Origin of the sequence: Rhizobium terricola (genome assembly GCF_012927355.1) — a bacterium.
Lineage (GTDB): Bacteria > Pseudomonadota > Alphaproteobacteria > Rhizobiales > Rhizobiaceae > Allorhizobium > Allorhizobium terricola.
On sequence record NZ_JABBGK010000005.1, the window covers coordinates 1 to 15,494 of the forward strand.

The 15,494-nt window shown below is 61.1% G+C and carries 13 protein-coding genes, 2 pseudogenes and 1 riboswitch; of the genes and pseudogenes, 11 read left to right on the top strand and 4 right to left on the bottom strand.

Translation table 11 applies throughout. The annotated features are described in order from the left end of the window. Positions 1-173: pseudogene (locus HHL25_RS23775) on the bottom strand (MFS transporter); the annotation flags it as partial. 234 nt (positions 174-407) lie between these two features. Here HHL25_RS23775 and HHL25_RS18765 point away from each other — a divergent pair. Beyond that, on the top strand, positions 408-1,121 hold the full coding sequence (locus tag HHL25_RS18765) for a cyclic nucleotide-binding domain-containing protein (RefSeq protein ID WP_169594561.1): 714 nt from the start codon (positions 408-410) through the stop codon (positions 1,119-1,121). 480 nt (positions 1,122-1,601) lie between these two features. Here HHL25_RS18765 and HHL25_RS18775 read toward each other — a convergent pair. Then, positions 1,602-1,895 (bottom strand): annotated as a pseudogene (locus tag HHL25_RS18775) (integrase core domain-containing protein); the annotation flags it as partial. 199 nt (positions 1,896-2,094) lie between these two features. Further along, positions 2,095-3,057: a hypothetical protein gene (locus HHL25_RS18780; protein WP_169594563.1), complete on the bottom strand. Its 963-nt coding sequence runs from the start codon at positions 3,055-3,057 to the stop codon at positions 2,095-2,097. An 896-nt stretch (positions 3,058-3,953) separates the two neighbouring features. Here HHL25_RS18780 and HHL25_RS18785 point away from each other — a divergent pair. From HHL25_RS18785 to HHL25_RS18825, 9 genes are all read left to right on the top strand, one after another. Continuing rightward, the gene (locus HHL25_RS18785; protein ID WP_315853095.1) at positions 3,954-6,116 is read left to right on the top strand and encodes a TonB-dependent receptor family protein; all 2,163 of its coding nucleotides are present in this window, start codon (positions 3,954-3,956) and stop codon (positions 6,114-6,116) included. Positions 6,117-6,290: 174 nt separating this feature from the next. Then, complete coding sequence (locus HHL25_RS18790) at positions 6,291-6,764, top strand: hemerythrin domain-containing protein (RefSeq protein ID WP_169594565.1); 474 nt, start codon at positions 6,291-6,293, stop codon at positions 6,762-6,764. Between the two features lie 102 nt (positions 6,765-6,866). Further along, positions 6,867-7,907 (top strand): ABC transporter substrate-binding protein, encoded by a 1,041-nt coding sequence (locus HHL25_RS18795; protein WP_205927930.1) that lies wholly within the window; start codon positions 6,867-6,869, stop codon positions 7,905-7,907. 10 nt (positions 7,908-7,917) lie between these two features. Further along, complete coding sequence (locus HHL25_RS18800; RefSeq protein ID WP_169594567.1) at positions 7,918-8,727, top strand: ABC transporter permease; 810 nt, start codon at positions 7,918-7,920, stop codon at positions 8,725-8,727. Further along, complete coding sequence (locus HHL25_RS18805) at positions 8,724-9,473, top strand: ABC transporter ATP-binding protein (protein WP_169594569.1); 750 nt, start codon at positions 8,724-8,726, stop codon at positions 9,471-9,473. Before HHL25_RS18800 ends, HHL25_RS18805 begins: the two co-directional genes overlap by 4 nt. After that, positions 9,470-10,690, top strand: a complete 1,221-nt coding sequence (locus HHL25_RS18810; RefSeq protein WP_315853096.1) for an NnrS family protein — start codon at positions 9,470-9,472, stop codon at positions 10,688-10,690. Before HHL25_RS18805 ends, HHL25_RS18810 begins: the two co-directional genes overlap by 4 nt. Positions 10,691-10,692: 2 nt before the next feature. After that, a complete protein-coding gene (locus HHL25_RS18815; protein ID WP_169594571.1) occupies positions 10,693-11,910 on the top strand; it encodes an NnrS family protein in 1,218 nt (405 codons plus the stop codon). 139 nt (positions 11,911-12,049) lie between these two features. Continuing rightward, positions 12,050-12,355: a hypothetical protein gene (locus HHL25_RS18820; protein WP_169594573.1), complete on the top strand. Its 306-nt coding sequence runs from the start codon at positions 12,050-12,052 to the stop codon at positions 12,353-12,355. A gap of 103 nt (positions 12,356-12,458) precedes the next feature. Further along, the gene (locus tag HHL25_RS18825; protein WP_169594575.1) at positions 12,459-12,941 is read left to right on the top strand and encodes an RrF2 family transcriptional regulator; all 483 of its coding nucleotides are present in this window, start codon (positions 12,459-12,461) and stop codon (positions 12,939-12,941) included. Positions 12,942-13,122: 181 nt separating this feature from the next. Here the strand turns inward: HHL25_RS18825 and HHL25_RS18830 are convergent, their stop codons facing one another. Continuing rightward, entirely contained in the window at positions 13,123-13,785 is a 663-nt protein-coding gene (locus HHL25_RS18830; protein WP_169594577.1) for a Crp/Fnr family transcriptional regulator, read from the bottom strand. 234 nt (positions 13,786-14,019) lie between these two features. Further along, a riboswitch (cobalamin riboswitch) is annotated at positions 14,020-14,149 on the top strand. Between the two features lie 83 nt (positions 14,150-14,232). On the opposite strand from HHL25_RS18830, the gene cobT reads away from it, so the two are divergent. Then, positions 14,233-15,294, top strand: a complete 1,062-nt coding sequence (gene cobT / locus HHL25_RS18835) for a nicotinate-nucleotide--dimethylbenzimidazole phosphoribosyltransferase (protein WP_169594871.1) — start codon at positions 14,233-14,235, stop codon at positions 15,292-15,294. Positions 15,295-15,494: the final 200 nt, after the last annotated feature.

A 15,494-nucleotide genomic window follows, 5' to 3' on the forward strand; every position in this document is an offset into this window, starting at 1 on the left:
GGCGTGCCGACCAGCAGACCGAACTGGGTCTCTGTGAGATTCAACTCCTTGCGGATCTGGATGCCGATGATCGCGAAGATCGTCCAGACAGCGAAACAGACGGTGAAGGCGATTGTGCTCATCGCCAATGCGGTCTTCTGCCCCTGCGGATTGCCATCCAATGCGTTTGGCATAGCCATGCTCCTGGTTCGGATTACACGTATTTCGAAGCATAAAAGACCAGTCGCCGATTGTTTTTGTTGATCTGTGTCAAAGGCATTGCGTTTTTACAATATTTAACTCGATCGCTTCTGGGAAGCTCTTATTTTTTGCCTATTTCGGCTTCCAGATTTACTTATATCGCCTCCCTATTTGACATTTTTCGCTCCATGGATTGATATCCGCGGCAACAAGCCAGGACCCATGCAATGCGCGCCGAAGATACCGAAAAGCTGAAATGTCTGAACTTCTTCAGGGGGGTGAAGGAAAACACCTTCCGACGAGCAATAGCCCCCAGTTTCCTGCAATCATTCCCTGCCGGAACGATACTCCTCGAGGAGAATAGGCCCGCAGATTTTCTCTACATCGTCCTCGATGGACTGGTCGAAATGTCGTCGTCTGCAGCTGGTGACGAAACGGTAATTGAAATCCTCGGGCCTGTAAATCTGTTCATACTTGCGGCCGTGCTCAACAACGACATCTGTCTTCAATCCGCCAGAACCCTGACGCCCGCCCGGATCTTGATGATCCCCGCCAACCTCATTCGCGAGCTGCTCAGCGAGGATCACGATTTCATGAAGGCGGTGGTGTTCGAACTGGCAAGCGCCTATCGGCGTACGATCAAGGAACTGAAGAATCAAAAGCTGCGCAGCGGCACGGAACGGCTGGCCAACTGGCTGCTCCGCGAAGAGCGCGGCCAGGGCGGCGAAGGGCGTCTGACCATTCCGTACGAAAAGCGGATTCTGGCCGCCTATCTCGGCATGACGGCGGAAAACCTCTCGCGCGGGTTTTCGGCCCTGTCCGCGCATGGCGTCCAAATCAAGGGACTGCAGGTCGACATTGTCGATATCGGCAAGCTCTCAGACTATGCCCGGTCTTCGCCGCTGATCGATGACGGCGAACCGCCATTGCCGCGAAACTAACTTTCCGCCGCGAGCCTTCGGTTACGAACGCATTGACCGCCACGCAACAGCGGCGATGGTTGCCCACACCGCCGTGCGCAGCAGCATCGCTCCGACGGTGCGCATCTCATAGAGCCCACCGCCCGCGACATGCAGGCCGAAAGCCGCCAGTACCAGAGCCGTGGCGAGTGCAATTGCGATCGACAGCCGCACGGCCCAGCGCGCTTTCAGCAACAGCCCCAGGCCGGCAATGACATATAAGAAGCCGGCGATAAAATTGAACCACAACACGAACGGAACGGCATTGCCCACGGCCGCCCGTGCCGCCTCGCCGCCGAACAGCGCTGTACCTCCGGAAAAGACCGTCAAAAGGCCAAAGACCAAGCCGATGGCACCTGCCGTCTTCAGACCCCAGCCGCCGTGCTCAATCGTGTTCATGTCTTGCTCCCTTTGAACCGGCCCGGCTCTACCGGAGACCGTTTGGTTTAAATCATGCGGCCATGCTGGTGTGTCCAGCATGGCATAATATCGTTCTTTGGCTTCGGCGGGCGGCATATTTCCGATGGGCTCCAGAAGGCGACGTTTGTTGAACCATTCGACCCATTCCAGCTTGGCGAACTCTATAGCTTCGAAGTCACGCCACGGCCCCCGCCGATGGATGACCTTGGCCTTGTAAAAGCCGTTGATCGTTTCGGCGAGAGCGTTGTCGTAACTGTCGCCAACGCTTCCGACAGACGGCTCGATGCAAGCCTCCGCCAGCCGCTCGGAATAGCGAAGGGATACCTGACAAGCGCCCACCGCCATCGCCAATGACCACAAGCAGAGCCTGATTGGTAGTTACTTTCAAACTGCCATTGCGCTGGTCATGTTCAGGCGGCAGAAGCATTACCGTAATAACAGCAAAATATTCGGCTTAAAGAACAGTATAGCCATGGTTGGTCGTAATACCACGGCGCACTTGCCTAAACATTTCTCATGCCCTAACAATAATAGTCTATCGCAATCTTGTCCATTTGCTTTTCTGCCCTTCAGGATATCTGTTCGAACGAGCATAACCTGCAGCCACTTTACTATTTAGGCGGTCTCTACAGATCTCTATGGTAAGAGGTGCATACCCAGTAGACGAATAGCCACCGCAATCCAAATCGCAACCGTCAGCAAGAGTGAAGCCTTCCACCGCCAACAGGAACTCTCCCAAGAAGACGTTGAGCTGCATTCGAGCAAGAGCAGCCCGAGGGCAAGTCTCAATGCTGGCCCGTGAGATCAAGCGCCGCACGTCGGCATCAGAACCATCCGCATCTGAAAAGCCCAAGTCACGGATATCGCCGTCAGGCCAGCCAGCCCCCCCCGCTATCCCGTACCATTCTACCAAGCGCCGCCCACCAAGAGCCCCTGAAAGGGGGTCGGTTCGTCGGTCGCGAACCAGCTGGCCCTGCAGCCGAATTATCTCTGCTGTCGCTACGGGCAGCGACTGAAAATTCTGACGTAGCTCAGACTGCACAGCAAGATTGGTCGCAAGAAATTCGACGGTGATCCTAATGGCGGTTTCGATCGTTGCAATCTCTTCCGCCACCCAGTCGCTCAACACGCGACAAATCTGCGAATCATCCAATTGCAGTCCAAATGCTGACTGATGAATGAGTGTGGTGGTGAGATCCGCTGGGGCAGCCAAGCCTGAGCGCCTGCGCCATTCCAGTTGCGGCAGAATAAGATGATAGAAATCGCGCCTGAGCGAGTTCAAGACCTTGGCGTCCAGTCTGGGAGCCTCTGCACGGTATTTCAGAACCCAATCGAGAAGAGGCACCTGAAATGAGGCGGGCCAACCGAACTTGGCGCATTGGATGCGTGCAGCAAAGGGCAGCGCCAAGGCGCCAATGATCTCGATAGATTGGACCTTTTGCACACCTTCCACGAGATCGCATACAATTTTCCGGCAAGCGGGTTCAAGACGCTGCACGCACTGGGGTTCGAAGTGTGGCTCTATCATCGTCGACCAAGCCACACATTCTTACAGACAGAGACCCATTGAAGATAAGCGGTTGAATCAAGGCAACGCCAAATGGTTGCGTTTCTCAACAACCGTCGAAAGGCGGCATGATGGAAAGGCAATAGAGTGGGTATAGACCCTTTCGCCCTGCAGCAGGACGCAGCCCCTCGATCAATGTGCAAATCATGTCGAGGATGCCGGCCGGAACGTCGTTCGTAGATATCTGTTGCTTGCGCTTCTGCGGTGAGTTCCAACGCGGTCCATTTCCTTTTCTTGCCAACGACCATTCAAATTCCAGAATTTGTCATTGTTCTTTGTCGCCGATCAAAGAGTAGATCGGCGCTCAGGAGACACTTGGCTTGATGCGGCATACTGGCCACCGGCAGAGGCCTAGCTTCTGAGCGACGGCTGGGCAACACGTTCAGCTATCTACGATATTGGGAGAATGAGGGGGTCAATCCATCTCTGCCCCATGGAGTAACGAATTCCTTGCGTACGTTGATATCCATGCACGATTACTTTGTTCTAGCTCAAAGAAATAACGGCTATCCTCGGCTATGAGCGGGACATGTGTCCATCTGCCTCGCTGACCAAGCTGACCTCCCGGCTGTTCCGTTCGCTTTATCCCCTCTGTCGGCAGTCGACGGCACCGGGAAACGGCGGCCCGTTGGGCTGAACCATCTTATTTCCGGATGCCGGAACGACCTTGCCACCAAGCACCTTGGGGGAAAGGAATCAGCATGTCTCGGACACGGGAAATACAACAGCGCGGTTTCGCGCGCGCACGGCGATCGGTTGATCGCAACGACTTTCGGCACGGCATCTCGCTTGCCGTTCTCATGACATCGCCGGCGTTCGGCGGAGGCATGGCACTTGCCCAATCAGCGGCACCCGGCGCAGTGACCCTGCTCGACCCGATCGTGGTCGAAAGCGGCTGGGACACGTCGCTCGGCTATATCGGCGACCGCCTGAAGCGTTTGCCCGGTGGTGTCGCGCTGGTTTCCGAAGACGACTATGCCTCGAGCACGTCATCAACGGTATCCGACGCGCTTGCCGGCGTGCCCGGCGTGATCGTCCAGGACTTCTTTGGCGGCCATGACCAGCCGCGCATCCAGATCCGCGGCTCTGGCCTGCAACAGAACCCTGTCGAACGCGGCATCCTGATGATGCGCGACGGCCTGCCGATCAATCGCGCCGACGGCTCTTATATCGCCGGCTTTGCCGACCCGTCCAACGCCCAGGCCATCGAGGTCTATCGCGGCTACCTGGCCAACCGTCTCGGGGCAACCGTCATCGGCGGCGCCATCAACTTCATGTCGCCCACCGTGGCGACTGCGCCCGGCACCGAGATCACGGTGAGCGGCGGCAGCTTCGGCCAGGTGGGCACCTCCGGTCGCACCGGCTATGACGGTGAAGGCTTCGATGCGTCGCTGCATTTCGATCTCTCCCGGCGCGACGGTTTCCGCGACTACAACGGCTCCGAGCGCGTCTCCGTCGGCGGCAATATCGAAGCCGAGCTTTCGGACACGCTCACTACGCGGCTGTTCTTCGGCTACACCGATCTCGGCTTCGACGTTGCCGGCCCGATCAACAAAAACGCCTTGGAAGACGACCCGTCGCAGGTGTCGAGCGGCCCTGTCGTCACCCCGTCCGGCGTCATCAATCCCGGTCCTAATGTCGATCGCGACAAGCCGCGACGCGACGCCAGCCAATATCTGATCGGCTCGCGCTCGACCATCGACCTCGGCGAGCACCAGATCGACATAGGTCTCGGCTATACCTATACCGACGATACCTTCCGCTTCCCGATCTCCTCGGGCATCCGTGAAACGGTCGGCGGCGATGCGACGGCGCTTTTACGCTACGCCTACCAGCCCGATGCCGACAGCCTGCTGCCGCTGTTCGAGGCAAGCGCCCAATATGCCTTCGGCTCGGCCGAGCGGCGCTACTATCTCAACGAGTCCGGCCGGCGCGGCGCCCTGTTTGGCGAAAACGACCTGGACGCGACAACGCTCTCGCTCCATTCGGCCTTCAATATTCCACTCGCCAAGACCTGGACCATCTCGCCCGGCCTGTCCTTCGCCCACGCCACCCGCGCCAGCGACGACACCTATTCGGCAGCGACCCGTCCAACGATTGGCTATAATCCCGCCAACCCGACCGTGCGTTTGCCGAACGGCGTCGTGCCGACGGTGAGCACCGACTACGATCATAGCTACAATGCCTGGAGCCCCAGCCTCGGCATCACCTTCGAGCCGGCGCCTGAGCAGGTGCTGTTCGCAGCCGTCAGCCGCAGCTTCGAGCCGCCGACCCATGACGACCTGCTGGCCACGGTCAACGGCACGCCGAACAGCAGCCCCGGCCGCCCGGCGCCGGGCAATCCGGGGCTCGCCGCCGCCACTTTCTCGACACCCGATCTCGAGGCCCAGACGGCCACTACAATCGAATTCGGCTGGCGCGGAAACCATGGCGACCTCGGCTGGGACATGACGACCTATTATTCCTGGATCGACAACGAACTGCTCAGCCTGCGCGATGCGACCGGCGCTTCCCTCGGCGCGATCAATGCCGATGAGACGACCCACTTCGGCATCGAACTCGGCCTCAATGCGGAGATCCTCGACCGCCTCACCGGGCGTCTGGCCTATACTTACCAGGACTTCCGCTTCCGCGACGACCCGTTGCGCGGCAACAACCGGCTGGCGGGAGCACCGCATCATGTGATCAATGCCAGCCTTTCCTACCAGGCCACCGAGGACTGGTCGCTCGGCGCCAGCCTCAAATGGGTGCCGGACGAGACGCCCGTCGACAACATGAACACGCTCTGGGCTGATCCCTATGCCGTGGTCGACCTGAAGACCGAATACCGGATCAACGACCATGTTTCGCTGTTCGGCGAGATCACCAATCTGTTCGATGAGAAATACGCCTCATCGACCCTGGTCGTCGATCAGGCCACCGCCGACCAGGCGGCCTTCCTGCCCGGCGACGGCCGTGGCTTCTATGTCGGGGTCAAGAGCCGCTTCTGACGAACCGCCATGCGACGCGCCGCGAACCGGCGCGTCGCAAAATTCCTTGCGTCACGACAAAGAGAACCCGCGTGACATGACGCAGGGTGGGATTGCAGTCGCAGCAGTGCCGCGCGTCGGACCGGCCATCTGTTGACACCGTCAAGCCTCCGGCTGCTCCAGGGAGAAACGAACATGTCCTTGACCATTGATCTCGATGCCGCGGGGATCGTCGAACTCGAGCGCAGTCATGCCAGGCTGCTTGGCCTTTGCCTCACGCTCGAGGAGATTGCCGATTCCATTCCCTTCGACGTCGATAGCGCCACGTGCCGCGAGGTCAGCGAAACCCTCGGCCCACTGCTGACAGAGGCGCACAGGCGCGAAGAGCAGATCCTCTTTCCCGACTTCGACAAAAACGCCGGCTCCTGCTTTGCCGCCATGATGATCGAACGGCTGAAGGCCGAGCATCGCTGCGACGGATTGGCCTGTGAGGAGATGGCCAAGACGCTGGAAACCCTGGCCGAGGGAAAATGCCCGCTGCCGTCCGAGACGGTTCGCTACATGCTGCTCGGTTTCCTCGAAGGCCTGCGCCGGCACGTGTCTTCTGAGAGGCTGATGATCGAGACGCTGCTGGCCGCCAAGGCGGAGGGGCGGGAAGTCTTCGCCTAACTCTCAACGGGCCGCCGAGGTTGTTTGTCCTGGCACAAAGAAGAGCGATGCGGCACGCCCTATTACATGACTAATCTAATCATGTTTACGCGAGGCGCCCCGATGAATCCGAACAGCAAGCAAGTGCGCGAAATGGCGGTGACCGACATCAACACGGCGGCGCAACCGACCATGCTTTCGCGCCGCGCGGTCTGCGCCGGTCTGGCCGGCACACTCTCCCTGCCCTGGATCCGACGTGCCGAGGCGGCCTCTCTCGCCGAACTCATCCTGTACGGCCCGCCGGCCGGGCCTTCGATCACGCTCGCCTATGCCGTCGGCGCCGGCCTGTTGCGCGACGTTGCCGACAAGGCTTCGTTCAAGGTCTGGCGGACACCGGACGAAATGCGGGCAGGCCTCACCTCCGGCCAGATGCAGGCGGTGGTGATGCCGATCACGGCGGCGGCCAACCTCCACACCCGCGGGCTCGGCGTGAAGCTCGCCAATGTCATGACCGACGGCCTTCTCTACGTCATCACCACCGACGCATCGATCCGGCAGATCACCGATCTGAAGGGGCGTCGGATCACCGTCCCCTTCCCCAATAACACCCCGGAGCTTGTCTTCGATGCCGTCCTGGCACAGAACGGCATGGCCGAGGACGTCGAGGTCGACAGGGCCGGCACGCCGATCGAAGCGATTCAGATGCTTCTCGCCGGCCGCATCGACATCGCGCTTGTGCCGGAACCGGCGGCAACAGCCGCCATGGTCAAGGCAGCGACCTCCGGCAAGACCGTCTATCGCGCCATCGACATGCAGGTCGAATGGGGCAAGGTGACCGGGCTCGGGCCGTCCATGCCGCAGGCAGGCCTTGCCTTCGCGCAGAGCTTTCTGAACCAGCATGCGGACAAGGCCGCACCCCTGCTCGCCGCGCTCGAAAAGGCGACGGCCGCCGTGATCGCCAACCCCGCGGAGGCCGCCAGCCACGCGGCCTCCGCGCTCGAACTGCCCTGGCCGGTGATCGAGAGGGCAATCCCCTATTCCAATCTGGTTGCCACGCCGGCAAAGGCCGCCCGGCCCGCCATCGACGCCCTGCTCACGGCGATCGCCAAGGTCAATCCGCAGATGATCGGCGGCAGGATGCCAGACGACACGCTCTATCTCTGAGGACAGGTGGATGTTGTCGATAGCCGATCGCACCGGCCGGGCCGGACGGTTCCTGTGGTCTGCCTGGGCAGGCCTTGCCGGATTGTCCGTCTTTGCCGCCGCCTGGCAACTCGGCCACGAGGCCTATGGCAGCTTCATCCTGCCCTCGCCGGCAGAAACCTTCACAAGCCTCGTCGCCCTACTGACGAACGAGGAGAGTTGGGCGCTGGTCGGCGCAACTGCGATCCGGGCACTGGTCGGCTTCTCAGCCGCTGCCGGCATCGGAACGCTTGCCGGGGTTATCGCAGGCTACCATCCCGCCGTCATGCGGCTGGTTCGGCCGCAGATCACCCTGCTCCTCGGCGTGCCGCCGATCGCCTGGATCGTTCTCCTGATGATCTGGTTCGGCACCGGCACCGGCACCGTCATGGCAACGGCGACCATTGCCTGCTTGCCGATCGTCTACATCGGCGCAGCGGAAGGCGTGGCAACCCGTGACCGCGCCCTCGACGACATGGCGCGCGCCGCCGGCGCAGGGCCATTCACCCGTCTCTTCCGCGTCGTGCTGAGGCAGATGCTCCACACCCTGTTTCCCGCCCTGGTGATGGCGCTCGGCACCGCGTTCAAGGCCGCTGTCATGGCCGAACTGCTGGCCAATGCCGGCGGTGTCGGCGAAGAACTGGCCATTGCTCGCGCCAATCTCGACGTGGCCGCAGCGCTCGCCTGGATCCTGCTGTCGGTCGCCGCACTGATTACCGTCGAATACGGTCTGCTGCAGCCGCTGCGCGCCGAGTTCGAGACCTGGCGCGAGGCCGCAAGGCCTTGGGGAGTGAAGCGATGACCATGCTCCATCTCGAACGCATCGGTCATTCCTTCCTTGGCCGCACCGTATTGGACGGCATCGACCTTGAGATCGCCCCCGGCGAACTGGTGGCTCTAGTCGGCCCCTCCGGCTCCGGCAAGAGCACACTTGCCCATATCGCCGCCGGCCTCGTCGAGCCCCGCCAGGGCCGTGTCACCCGCGCCTATCGCCAGCATGCGGTGATCTTCCAGGAACCCCGGCTCCTCCCCTGGGCCACGACCGCCGACAACATCGCCTTCGGGCTCAAACGTCAGCGCTTATCGCGGACTGAGCGCCGCGAAAGGGTGCTGACCGTCGCAGCCCGCGTCGCTCTCGAGCCCGCCGACCTGAAGAAATACCCTGCCCAGCTCTCCGGCGGCATGCGCCAGCGCGCCGCGATCGCCCGGGCACTGGTGGCAAAACCGGATTTCCTGTTCTTCGACGAGCCCTTCACCGCCCTCGATGTCGCACTCAAGCGCCGGATGCAGGATATCGTCATCGACACGGTGGCCGCGTCCGGGCACTGCGGCCTGTTCATTACCCATGACCTGAGTGAAGCGGTGCGTATCGCCCACCGGATCGTCGTCCTCGACGGCAATGGACATGGTATTCTCGGCAGCCGCAGCGTGCCACTGGTCCCTGGAACCCGCGACGACGCCATGGTCTTTGAGACCGTGCAAGCCATGCTCGGGCATGACCGGCTGTTTGCCCATGTCAATGATTGCGACGAGCGGAGTGTGGCGTGACTACGATCCTCCTTGATCCCCCTGCAACGCGCAATCGCCTCATCGCCGCCATGACCGGCGAAGGACTGCGGCTGTTCTTCCCGCTTGCCGCGCTGCATGCGGCGCTCTGGCCTCTGCTCTGGGTTTTCCTATGGAGCTTCGGCCTGCCGCTGGCGAGCGTAACCACGCCGGGACAATGGCATGCCCAGGAAATGGTCATCGGCTCCTTCGGCGCGGCACTCATCGGCTTCCTCACCTCGGCGCTGCCCGAATGGACCGAGACGCCGCGCCTGCATGGCCGGCCGCTCTTCGTACTTGCTGGCCTCTGGGGCCTGGCCCGTATCGCCGGCCTTGTCGGCTTCGAGCCGACGATCGTCGTTGCGGCACTTACCGATCAGGCCTGGCTTCTTTTTCTGCTGGCCTATGTCCTTTTACTCTCATGGCGTCGCCGCACCACGGGTTTTCTCGGCTTCGCCGCGTTGCTCGGTGCGCTCGCGCTTTCCGCCGGCGGCATGCGACTGGCCATGCTCCAGGGCGACTTCGACGCCGGAGAGACGGCGATTCGCTTCGGCGCATTCGCATTTCTCGGTCTGCTCGGCCTCGCCTTGGCCCGCATCACGGTACCGGTCACCAATCTCATCCTTGATCCGAGCGAGACGACCTCCCCCTACCGCCCCCATCCCGGACGCGTCAATCTGGCGCCCGGCCTTGTCGGGCTGCTCTTGATCGCGGAGTTGGCCGGTTTGTCTGAACCGGTACGCGGCTATCTGATGATCGCCGCCGGCGCAGCCTTCCTTGATCGCGTCGCCGAAGGTTTCGTCGGGCGAGAGGCGTTCAGGGCCGAACTGGCCGCCCTTTGGCTGTCCAGCGCCCTTGCCGGCGCCGGGCTCCTGCTGGCCGGCCTGTCCCATATCGGCCTGCCTCTACCCTTTGTCGGCGCCCTGCATCTCATGCTCATGGGCGGGTTGGGTCTCGGCGTGCTCGCCGTCCTGTCGATCGCCGGCCTTCTCCACACCGGCCAGCCGCTTGTCTTCGCCGCATCGACCCGGATTGCTATTCTCCTCATGCTGGGCGCCGTCCTCCTGCGCGTCGCACCGGAATTCATCCCCGGGCTTTCGCTTCCTGGCGGTCAACACGGCCTTGCCGCGACAGGCTGGGCCCTTTCGCTGGCGCTCTGGCTGAAGACCTACCTCCCCTTGCTCTGGTCGAGCGCAACCCGTGCCTCCGAAAGCTGCTAAAAATGTCCCACACCATCGATAAACACTCTCCCTCGCTGATCGCCCATTTCTTCTCCGGTGGTTTTCGCCCCTTCTTTCTCGCCGGTGCCCTGCATGCCGCGCTGATGATCGCACTCTGGGTGCCGTGGTTTCTCGGCTTCATCCACGTTCCGACGGCCCTTTCGCCGGTCGTCTGGCATCAGCACGAACTGCTGTTCGGCTTCGTCCCCGCCGTGATCGCCGGTTTCCTCCTCACCGCCGTGCCCAACTGGACCGGTCGCAAGCCGCTTGGCGGCTGGCCCCTCGGCCTGCTGTTCGGGCTGTGGCTTGCGGGGCGCCTGGCGATCGCCGGCTCGGAGACGATCGGCCTTCATGCCGCCATGACCGTGGCCGGCGCCTTCCTTCCGGTGCTGGCAGGTCTGATCCTGAGAGAGCTCGTCGCCGCCCGCAACAGCCGCAACTACAAGGTCGTCGCCGTGATTGGCATACTCTTTGCCGCGCAGCTCGTCTTCTTCCACGAATTCGAACGCTACGGGCGCATCGATATGGCCGACCGGATGGCGATCGCCACGATCATCTTCCTGATCGCGCTCATCGGCGGCCGGATCATCCCGAGTTTTACCGGAAACTGGCTGCGCCAGAACAATCCGGGACCGATCCCTCCGGCCTTTAACCGCTTCGACCTTGCGGCCACGGTGCTTTCCGGCCTGGCGCTTGCCGCATGGCCGACCGCCACCGGCATCACCGCGCTGGTTCCTTTCGCCGGCCTTCTGCTGATCATCGCCGGGATCGCCCAGTTTCTCCGCCAGCTCCGCTGGAGGCCGGAACGAACGCTGGCCGAACCGCTGGTGACGATCCTGCACATCGCCTTCTTCTTCATTCCGCTCGGCTTCCTGATGACGGGAACCGCCCTGCTGCTCGATGATGCCGGACTTCGCACCGCCGGGGTCCATGCCTGGACATCCGGGACGATCGGGGCCATGACGCTCGCCGTGATGACCCGGGCCACGCGCGGCCATTCCGCCCAAGCGCTTCGCTCGCCCTCCTCAACCACGTTCGGCATCTACCTGCCGATCGTGCTGGCGACCCTGCTGCGCATCGGCGTGGCCCTTGCCCCTCAGTACACCATGTTCCTCTTGCCACTCACCGGCCTCTTATGGATCGTCGCCTTCCTCGGGTTTCTTGTTCTTTACGCCCCATTCGCGTTGCAACGAAAATTCCGTCCAAATCCGTCAGTCTAGGCACAGGGCTTTGTTCCGCGCAGCTGGTCTGACGAGCTCGTTATCCCGTGCTGCGGCCGGAAGGTGGAGGCAGTATCCGAGGTTATTGCCGCTTGCGTTTACTTCCCGCGATCCGCGGCTACTATTGTGAGGTAAATTGTTGAAACCGTACCTGCTATCTCTAACCATCGCGATGGGCTTCAGCTGGGCCGACTTTGCCTCCGCTTACGCCGAGACAAGAGGCCTTTCGACCGGAAAAGCAATCCGGACAACCATTGCTTCGGGACTGTTCCTGAGCTCGCTAGCGTTTATTTTTATTGAATGCGGACCTGTTGATGCCGCGCTTCTGCTATCTATGGGGTTTGGTATCGCGTTACTGCGGCGCAGCGTGATTTCATCAAATATCGCACTACCCACAGCTACTTTGAGCTTTGCATTCTATCTGGACGAACGGTTGTTGTCGTGAGTTCCCTTAGCTCAAGAGGCGAACCGATTGTAGACCGACGCATCTGGGTCATAGCGCTCAGGCAGATCGTAGCAGCGCACCCGGCTTAGCGGAACCTTGAATAATGCGGCTCACTACACGGACTAATCTGGCCATAAGGACCTTGATGTTTTGCGCAGTCAATGCCCACATCGTTGTGCGCAAGAGCGATATCGCTGCAGCCTACAACGCCTCGGAAAATCATCTGGGCCAGGTGATCCGCATCCTTGGCCAGCACGATCTCATCGCCACGATACGCGGCCGCCACGGCGGGCTCCAGCTAATGCGCGCCCCTGCTGACATCAATATCGGCTCGGTATTCCGGCTTTTTGAAGCCGATGTACCCTTCGCAGAGTGCTTCAGCCCAGCCAATACATGTCCGCTGGTCCAGGCCTGCAGGTTACGCAATGCCATCCGCGACGCGGTGGAAGCCTTCTATGCCTCACTCGACAAGGTGCGACTGTCCGATCTGGTCGAGTGCAATGACCGCCTTACAGCACTATTACACTTCCCTGCCGCGCAGGTATGCACTCTTCCGAGACGCAATAGCCGATTGCCCAGCAGATAGCATCGTTTACAGAGGGCCGGAGTCGGCCAGTCTTAAGTGCCAGCAAGCCACTACGCCAAAACGTAACGCTGATTGTAGAACTAAATTCAGAGCACGAATAGCAGCGGAACAGAAAGCCCCTACAAGTCATCTACGACTCGTCATCCGAATCAACGAGTCAAAGATCGTGCACCCGCTATAGCTAGATTGCCATCGCCCTGCCAATGCATCGGTCAACACCATCGGCGATGCAGGAAAGTGTTTGCCAGTTCTTGACGCAAAGGCGGCGATTCGTGTCGAGGGATATCGCCCTCTGCCGGATCAACTCACTGAAAACGCGTGAAACGGTCTCGCCTCTCAAACCGAGCCAATCGCCGATTTCGGTCCGCGTGAGAGGTAGAGTCAGTGTAGCGCTTGTAATCGGATCAGCACCGAACTGTAACGCGAGATCGATTAGGACCGTCGCGATCCTCTGAACAGCCGTTTTTCCGCACAAGAGCGCGACATGCCGGTGAGCACGGTCAATGTTCTCCACGAGAGACTCATGAATCATCCGGGCGTGTCTGCGAAGGCTTAGCACTTCGTAGCGGCATTCCATTCGCACTTCGGCCAAGCTCGGCGCACTGGGATGGACGAAGACGTCGCCGGGACCATAAACGTCAACAAGTTGGGCGATGCCGTTCGTCGCCAGCCGGCTATATACGATGCATCCCTCATGAATCAGATAGATCGGGCAGCCAGAAGGATCCGACGCACAGAGGACGGTACCGACTGGGAAGAGCTCCAATACTGCTGTGCCTATCCGCCGTTTTTCCGCGAATGGACGGGAAACAGTGCGGCGTTCCGGGGTTACCATCAAGTTCATCGTCGAAGACCTTCAGTGACCGCAAAGTAGCGTCGTTAAGAGGAGGCTGGAATTACCAGTCCAAGCCAGCGGCCTCAAACTTCGTTCATAGGAGGCGGACTTGACAGCCGCTTCTTTGAGCCAGCGCAAGCACTCACGAGATTTCGCCGGAAAAGGTCGTCTGCCGCCTGATCAAAATCACCCTTCGGATTGTCGGTCGGGAGTGCATGCCCTACGAAACCTGTTGCAACTAACGGAACCCGGTGAGAATCCGGGGCGGTCCCGCCGCTGTAACCAGATACGTGTGTCAGGAGGCATTGGCCGCCACTGTCCGCTTGCCGGATGGGAAGGTGCCTGCACCCGGTCAAGCTGGAAGTCAGAAGACGCGTTGCCACATCCTGAAACCGTCCGATGGCAAAGGGCGGGGCAATTGCTCATGCGAGCTTCGGTGTCACGTGGAGGACCCGTATGTCTGACCCAAACAGCCTTCCGACAAGGCAAAAGTCCCTTGCACCCATAAAAGACCTCTCAGCCTTGCGCAGAACGCTGCAGGCACTGCCGGCCGGAGACGAAAACGCGGCAAGCACGGCGACAGCGCGGGAGGAGATCCTGACCAAACCGCCAGGCAGCCTCGGCAGGCTCGAGGAAATCGTCGCCTGGCTGGCCCGCTGGCAAGGACGCTATCCCCCTGTCATGGATGATCCGCAAGTATGTGTCTTTGCGGGCAATCACGGCGTGGCGGAAACCGGTGTGTCGGCCTATCCTCCGGTTGTCACCGAGCAAATGGTGCAGAACTTCGAGCGCGGCGGAGCGGCTATCAATCAGTTGAGTGCCGAACTCGGCGCCAAGGTGACCGTCGTGCCGCTCGAGCTGGCTCGTCCCGTCAACAACTTCCTACATGCCCCGGCCATGACCGAGGGCGAGTTCCTCGAAGCATTCCAGTCCGGGATGCATGCGGTTCGACCGGGCGCCAGCGTGCTTTGCCCCGGCGAGATGGGCATCGGCAACACCACTGCTGCCTCGGCCATATGCTTCGCCCTTCTGGGCGGCAACCCAGCGGACTGGTGCGGGCGAGGGTCCGGGATCTCGATCGGAACGGTAGAGCGCAAGATCGAGGTTGTCTCCGAGGCAGTTAGACTGCATGGAAACGCCATAAGCGATGGGCTGGACGCCTTGCGCATCCTGGGCGGACGCGAAATCGCCGCGATGGCCGGATCGATTGTCGCGGCGCGCCTGCTTGCCATACCGGTCATGCTCGATGGTTTCATCTGTTCGGCAGCCGCACTCGCGCTCCACTGCAGCGGACCTGGAGGCCTAGCGCACTGCATGGTTGGTCACAGCTCGATGGAGACCGGGCATCGGCGGCTTCTCGCCCAACTCGGATTGCGGCCGCTTCTCGATCTTGATTTACGATTGGGCGAAGGAACCGGCGCGGTGTTGGCCGCCCTTATGGCAAGGGCAGCGCTGAGATGCCACCTCGGCATGGCAACTTTCGCCGAGGCCGGTGTAAATAGCGGCATCGCGCGGTAACAGAACCCCGGCGGGACGCGAGAGAAATCAGTTAGCCGACTCGCGTCCCCGTTTCGGGTCAGCGGTGCGAGGTTCGTGGCGAGCACTGCCGAGAACCCGACCGGGGATCGCATTTCTGCTCTCCCGGTCGACATCCAACCACGCCGTCATATCTCCAATCAGATGCAATCGGGGCCCGGCTTGGTGGCTCCCTCCGACGA

Bases quoted from the DNA above. Each gene is read 5' to 3' on its own strand.
- HHL25_RS18800 (WP_169594567.1), top strand. From the start codon at position 7,918: ATGTTGTCGATAGCCGATCGCACCGGCCGGGCCGGACGGTTCCTGTGG.
- HHL25_RS18805 (WP_169594569.1), top strand. From the start codon at position 8,724: ATGACCATGCTCCATCTCGAACGCATCGGTCATTCCTTCCTTGGCCGC.
- HHL25_RS18815 (WP_169594571.1), top strand. From the start codon at position 10,693: ATGTCCCACACCATCGATAAACACTCTCCCTCGCTGATCGCCCATTTC.
- cobT (WP_169594871.1), top strand. From the start codon at position 14,233: ATGTCTGACCCAAACAGCCTTCCGACAAGGCAAAAGTCCCTTGCACCC.
- HHL25_RS18790 (WP_169594565.1), top strand. From the start codon at position 6,291: ATGTCCTTGACCATTGATCTCGATGCCGCGGGGATCGTCGAACTCGAG.
- HHL25_RS18795 (WP_205927930.1), top strand. From the start codon at position 6,867: ATGAATCCGAACAGCAAGCAAGTGCGCGAAATGGCGGTGACCGACATC.
- HHL25_RS18825 (WP_169594575.1), top strand. From the start codon at position 12,459: ATGCGGCTCACTACACGGACTAATCTGGCCATAAGGACCTTGATGTTT.
- HHL25_RS18765 (WP_169594561.1), top strand. From the start codon at position 408: ATGCGCGCCGAAGATACCGAAAAGCTGAAATGTCTGAACTTCTTCAGG.
- HHL25_RS18785 (WP_315853095.1), top strand. From the start codon at position 3,954: ATGGCACTTGCCCAATCAGCGGCACCCGGCGCAGTGACCCTGCTCGAC.
- HHL25_RS18830 (WP_169594577.1), bottom strand. From the start codon at position 13,785: ATGAACTTGATGGTAACCCCGGAACGCCGCACTGTTTCCCGTCCATTC.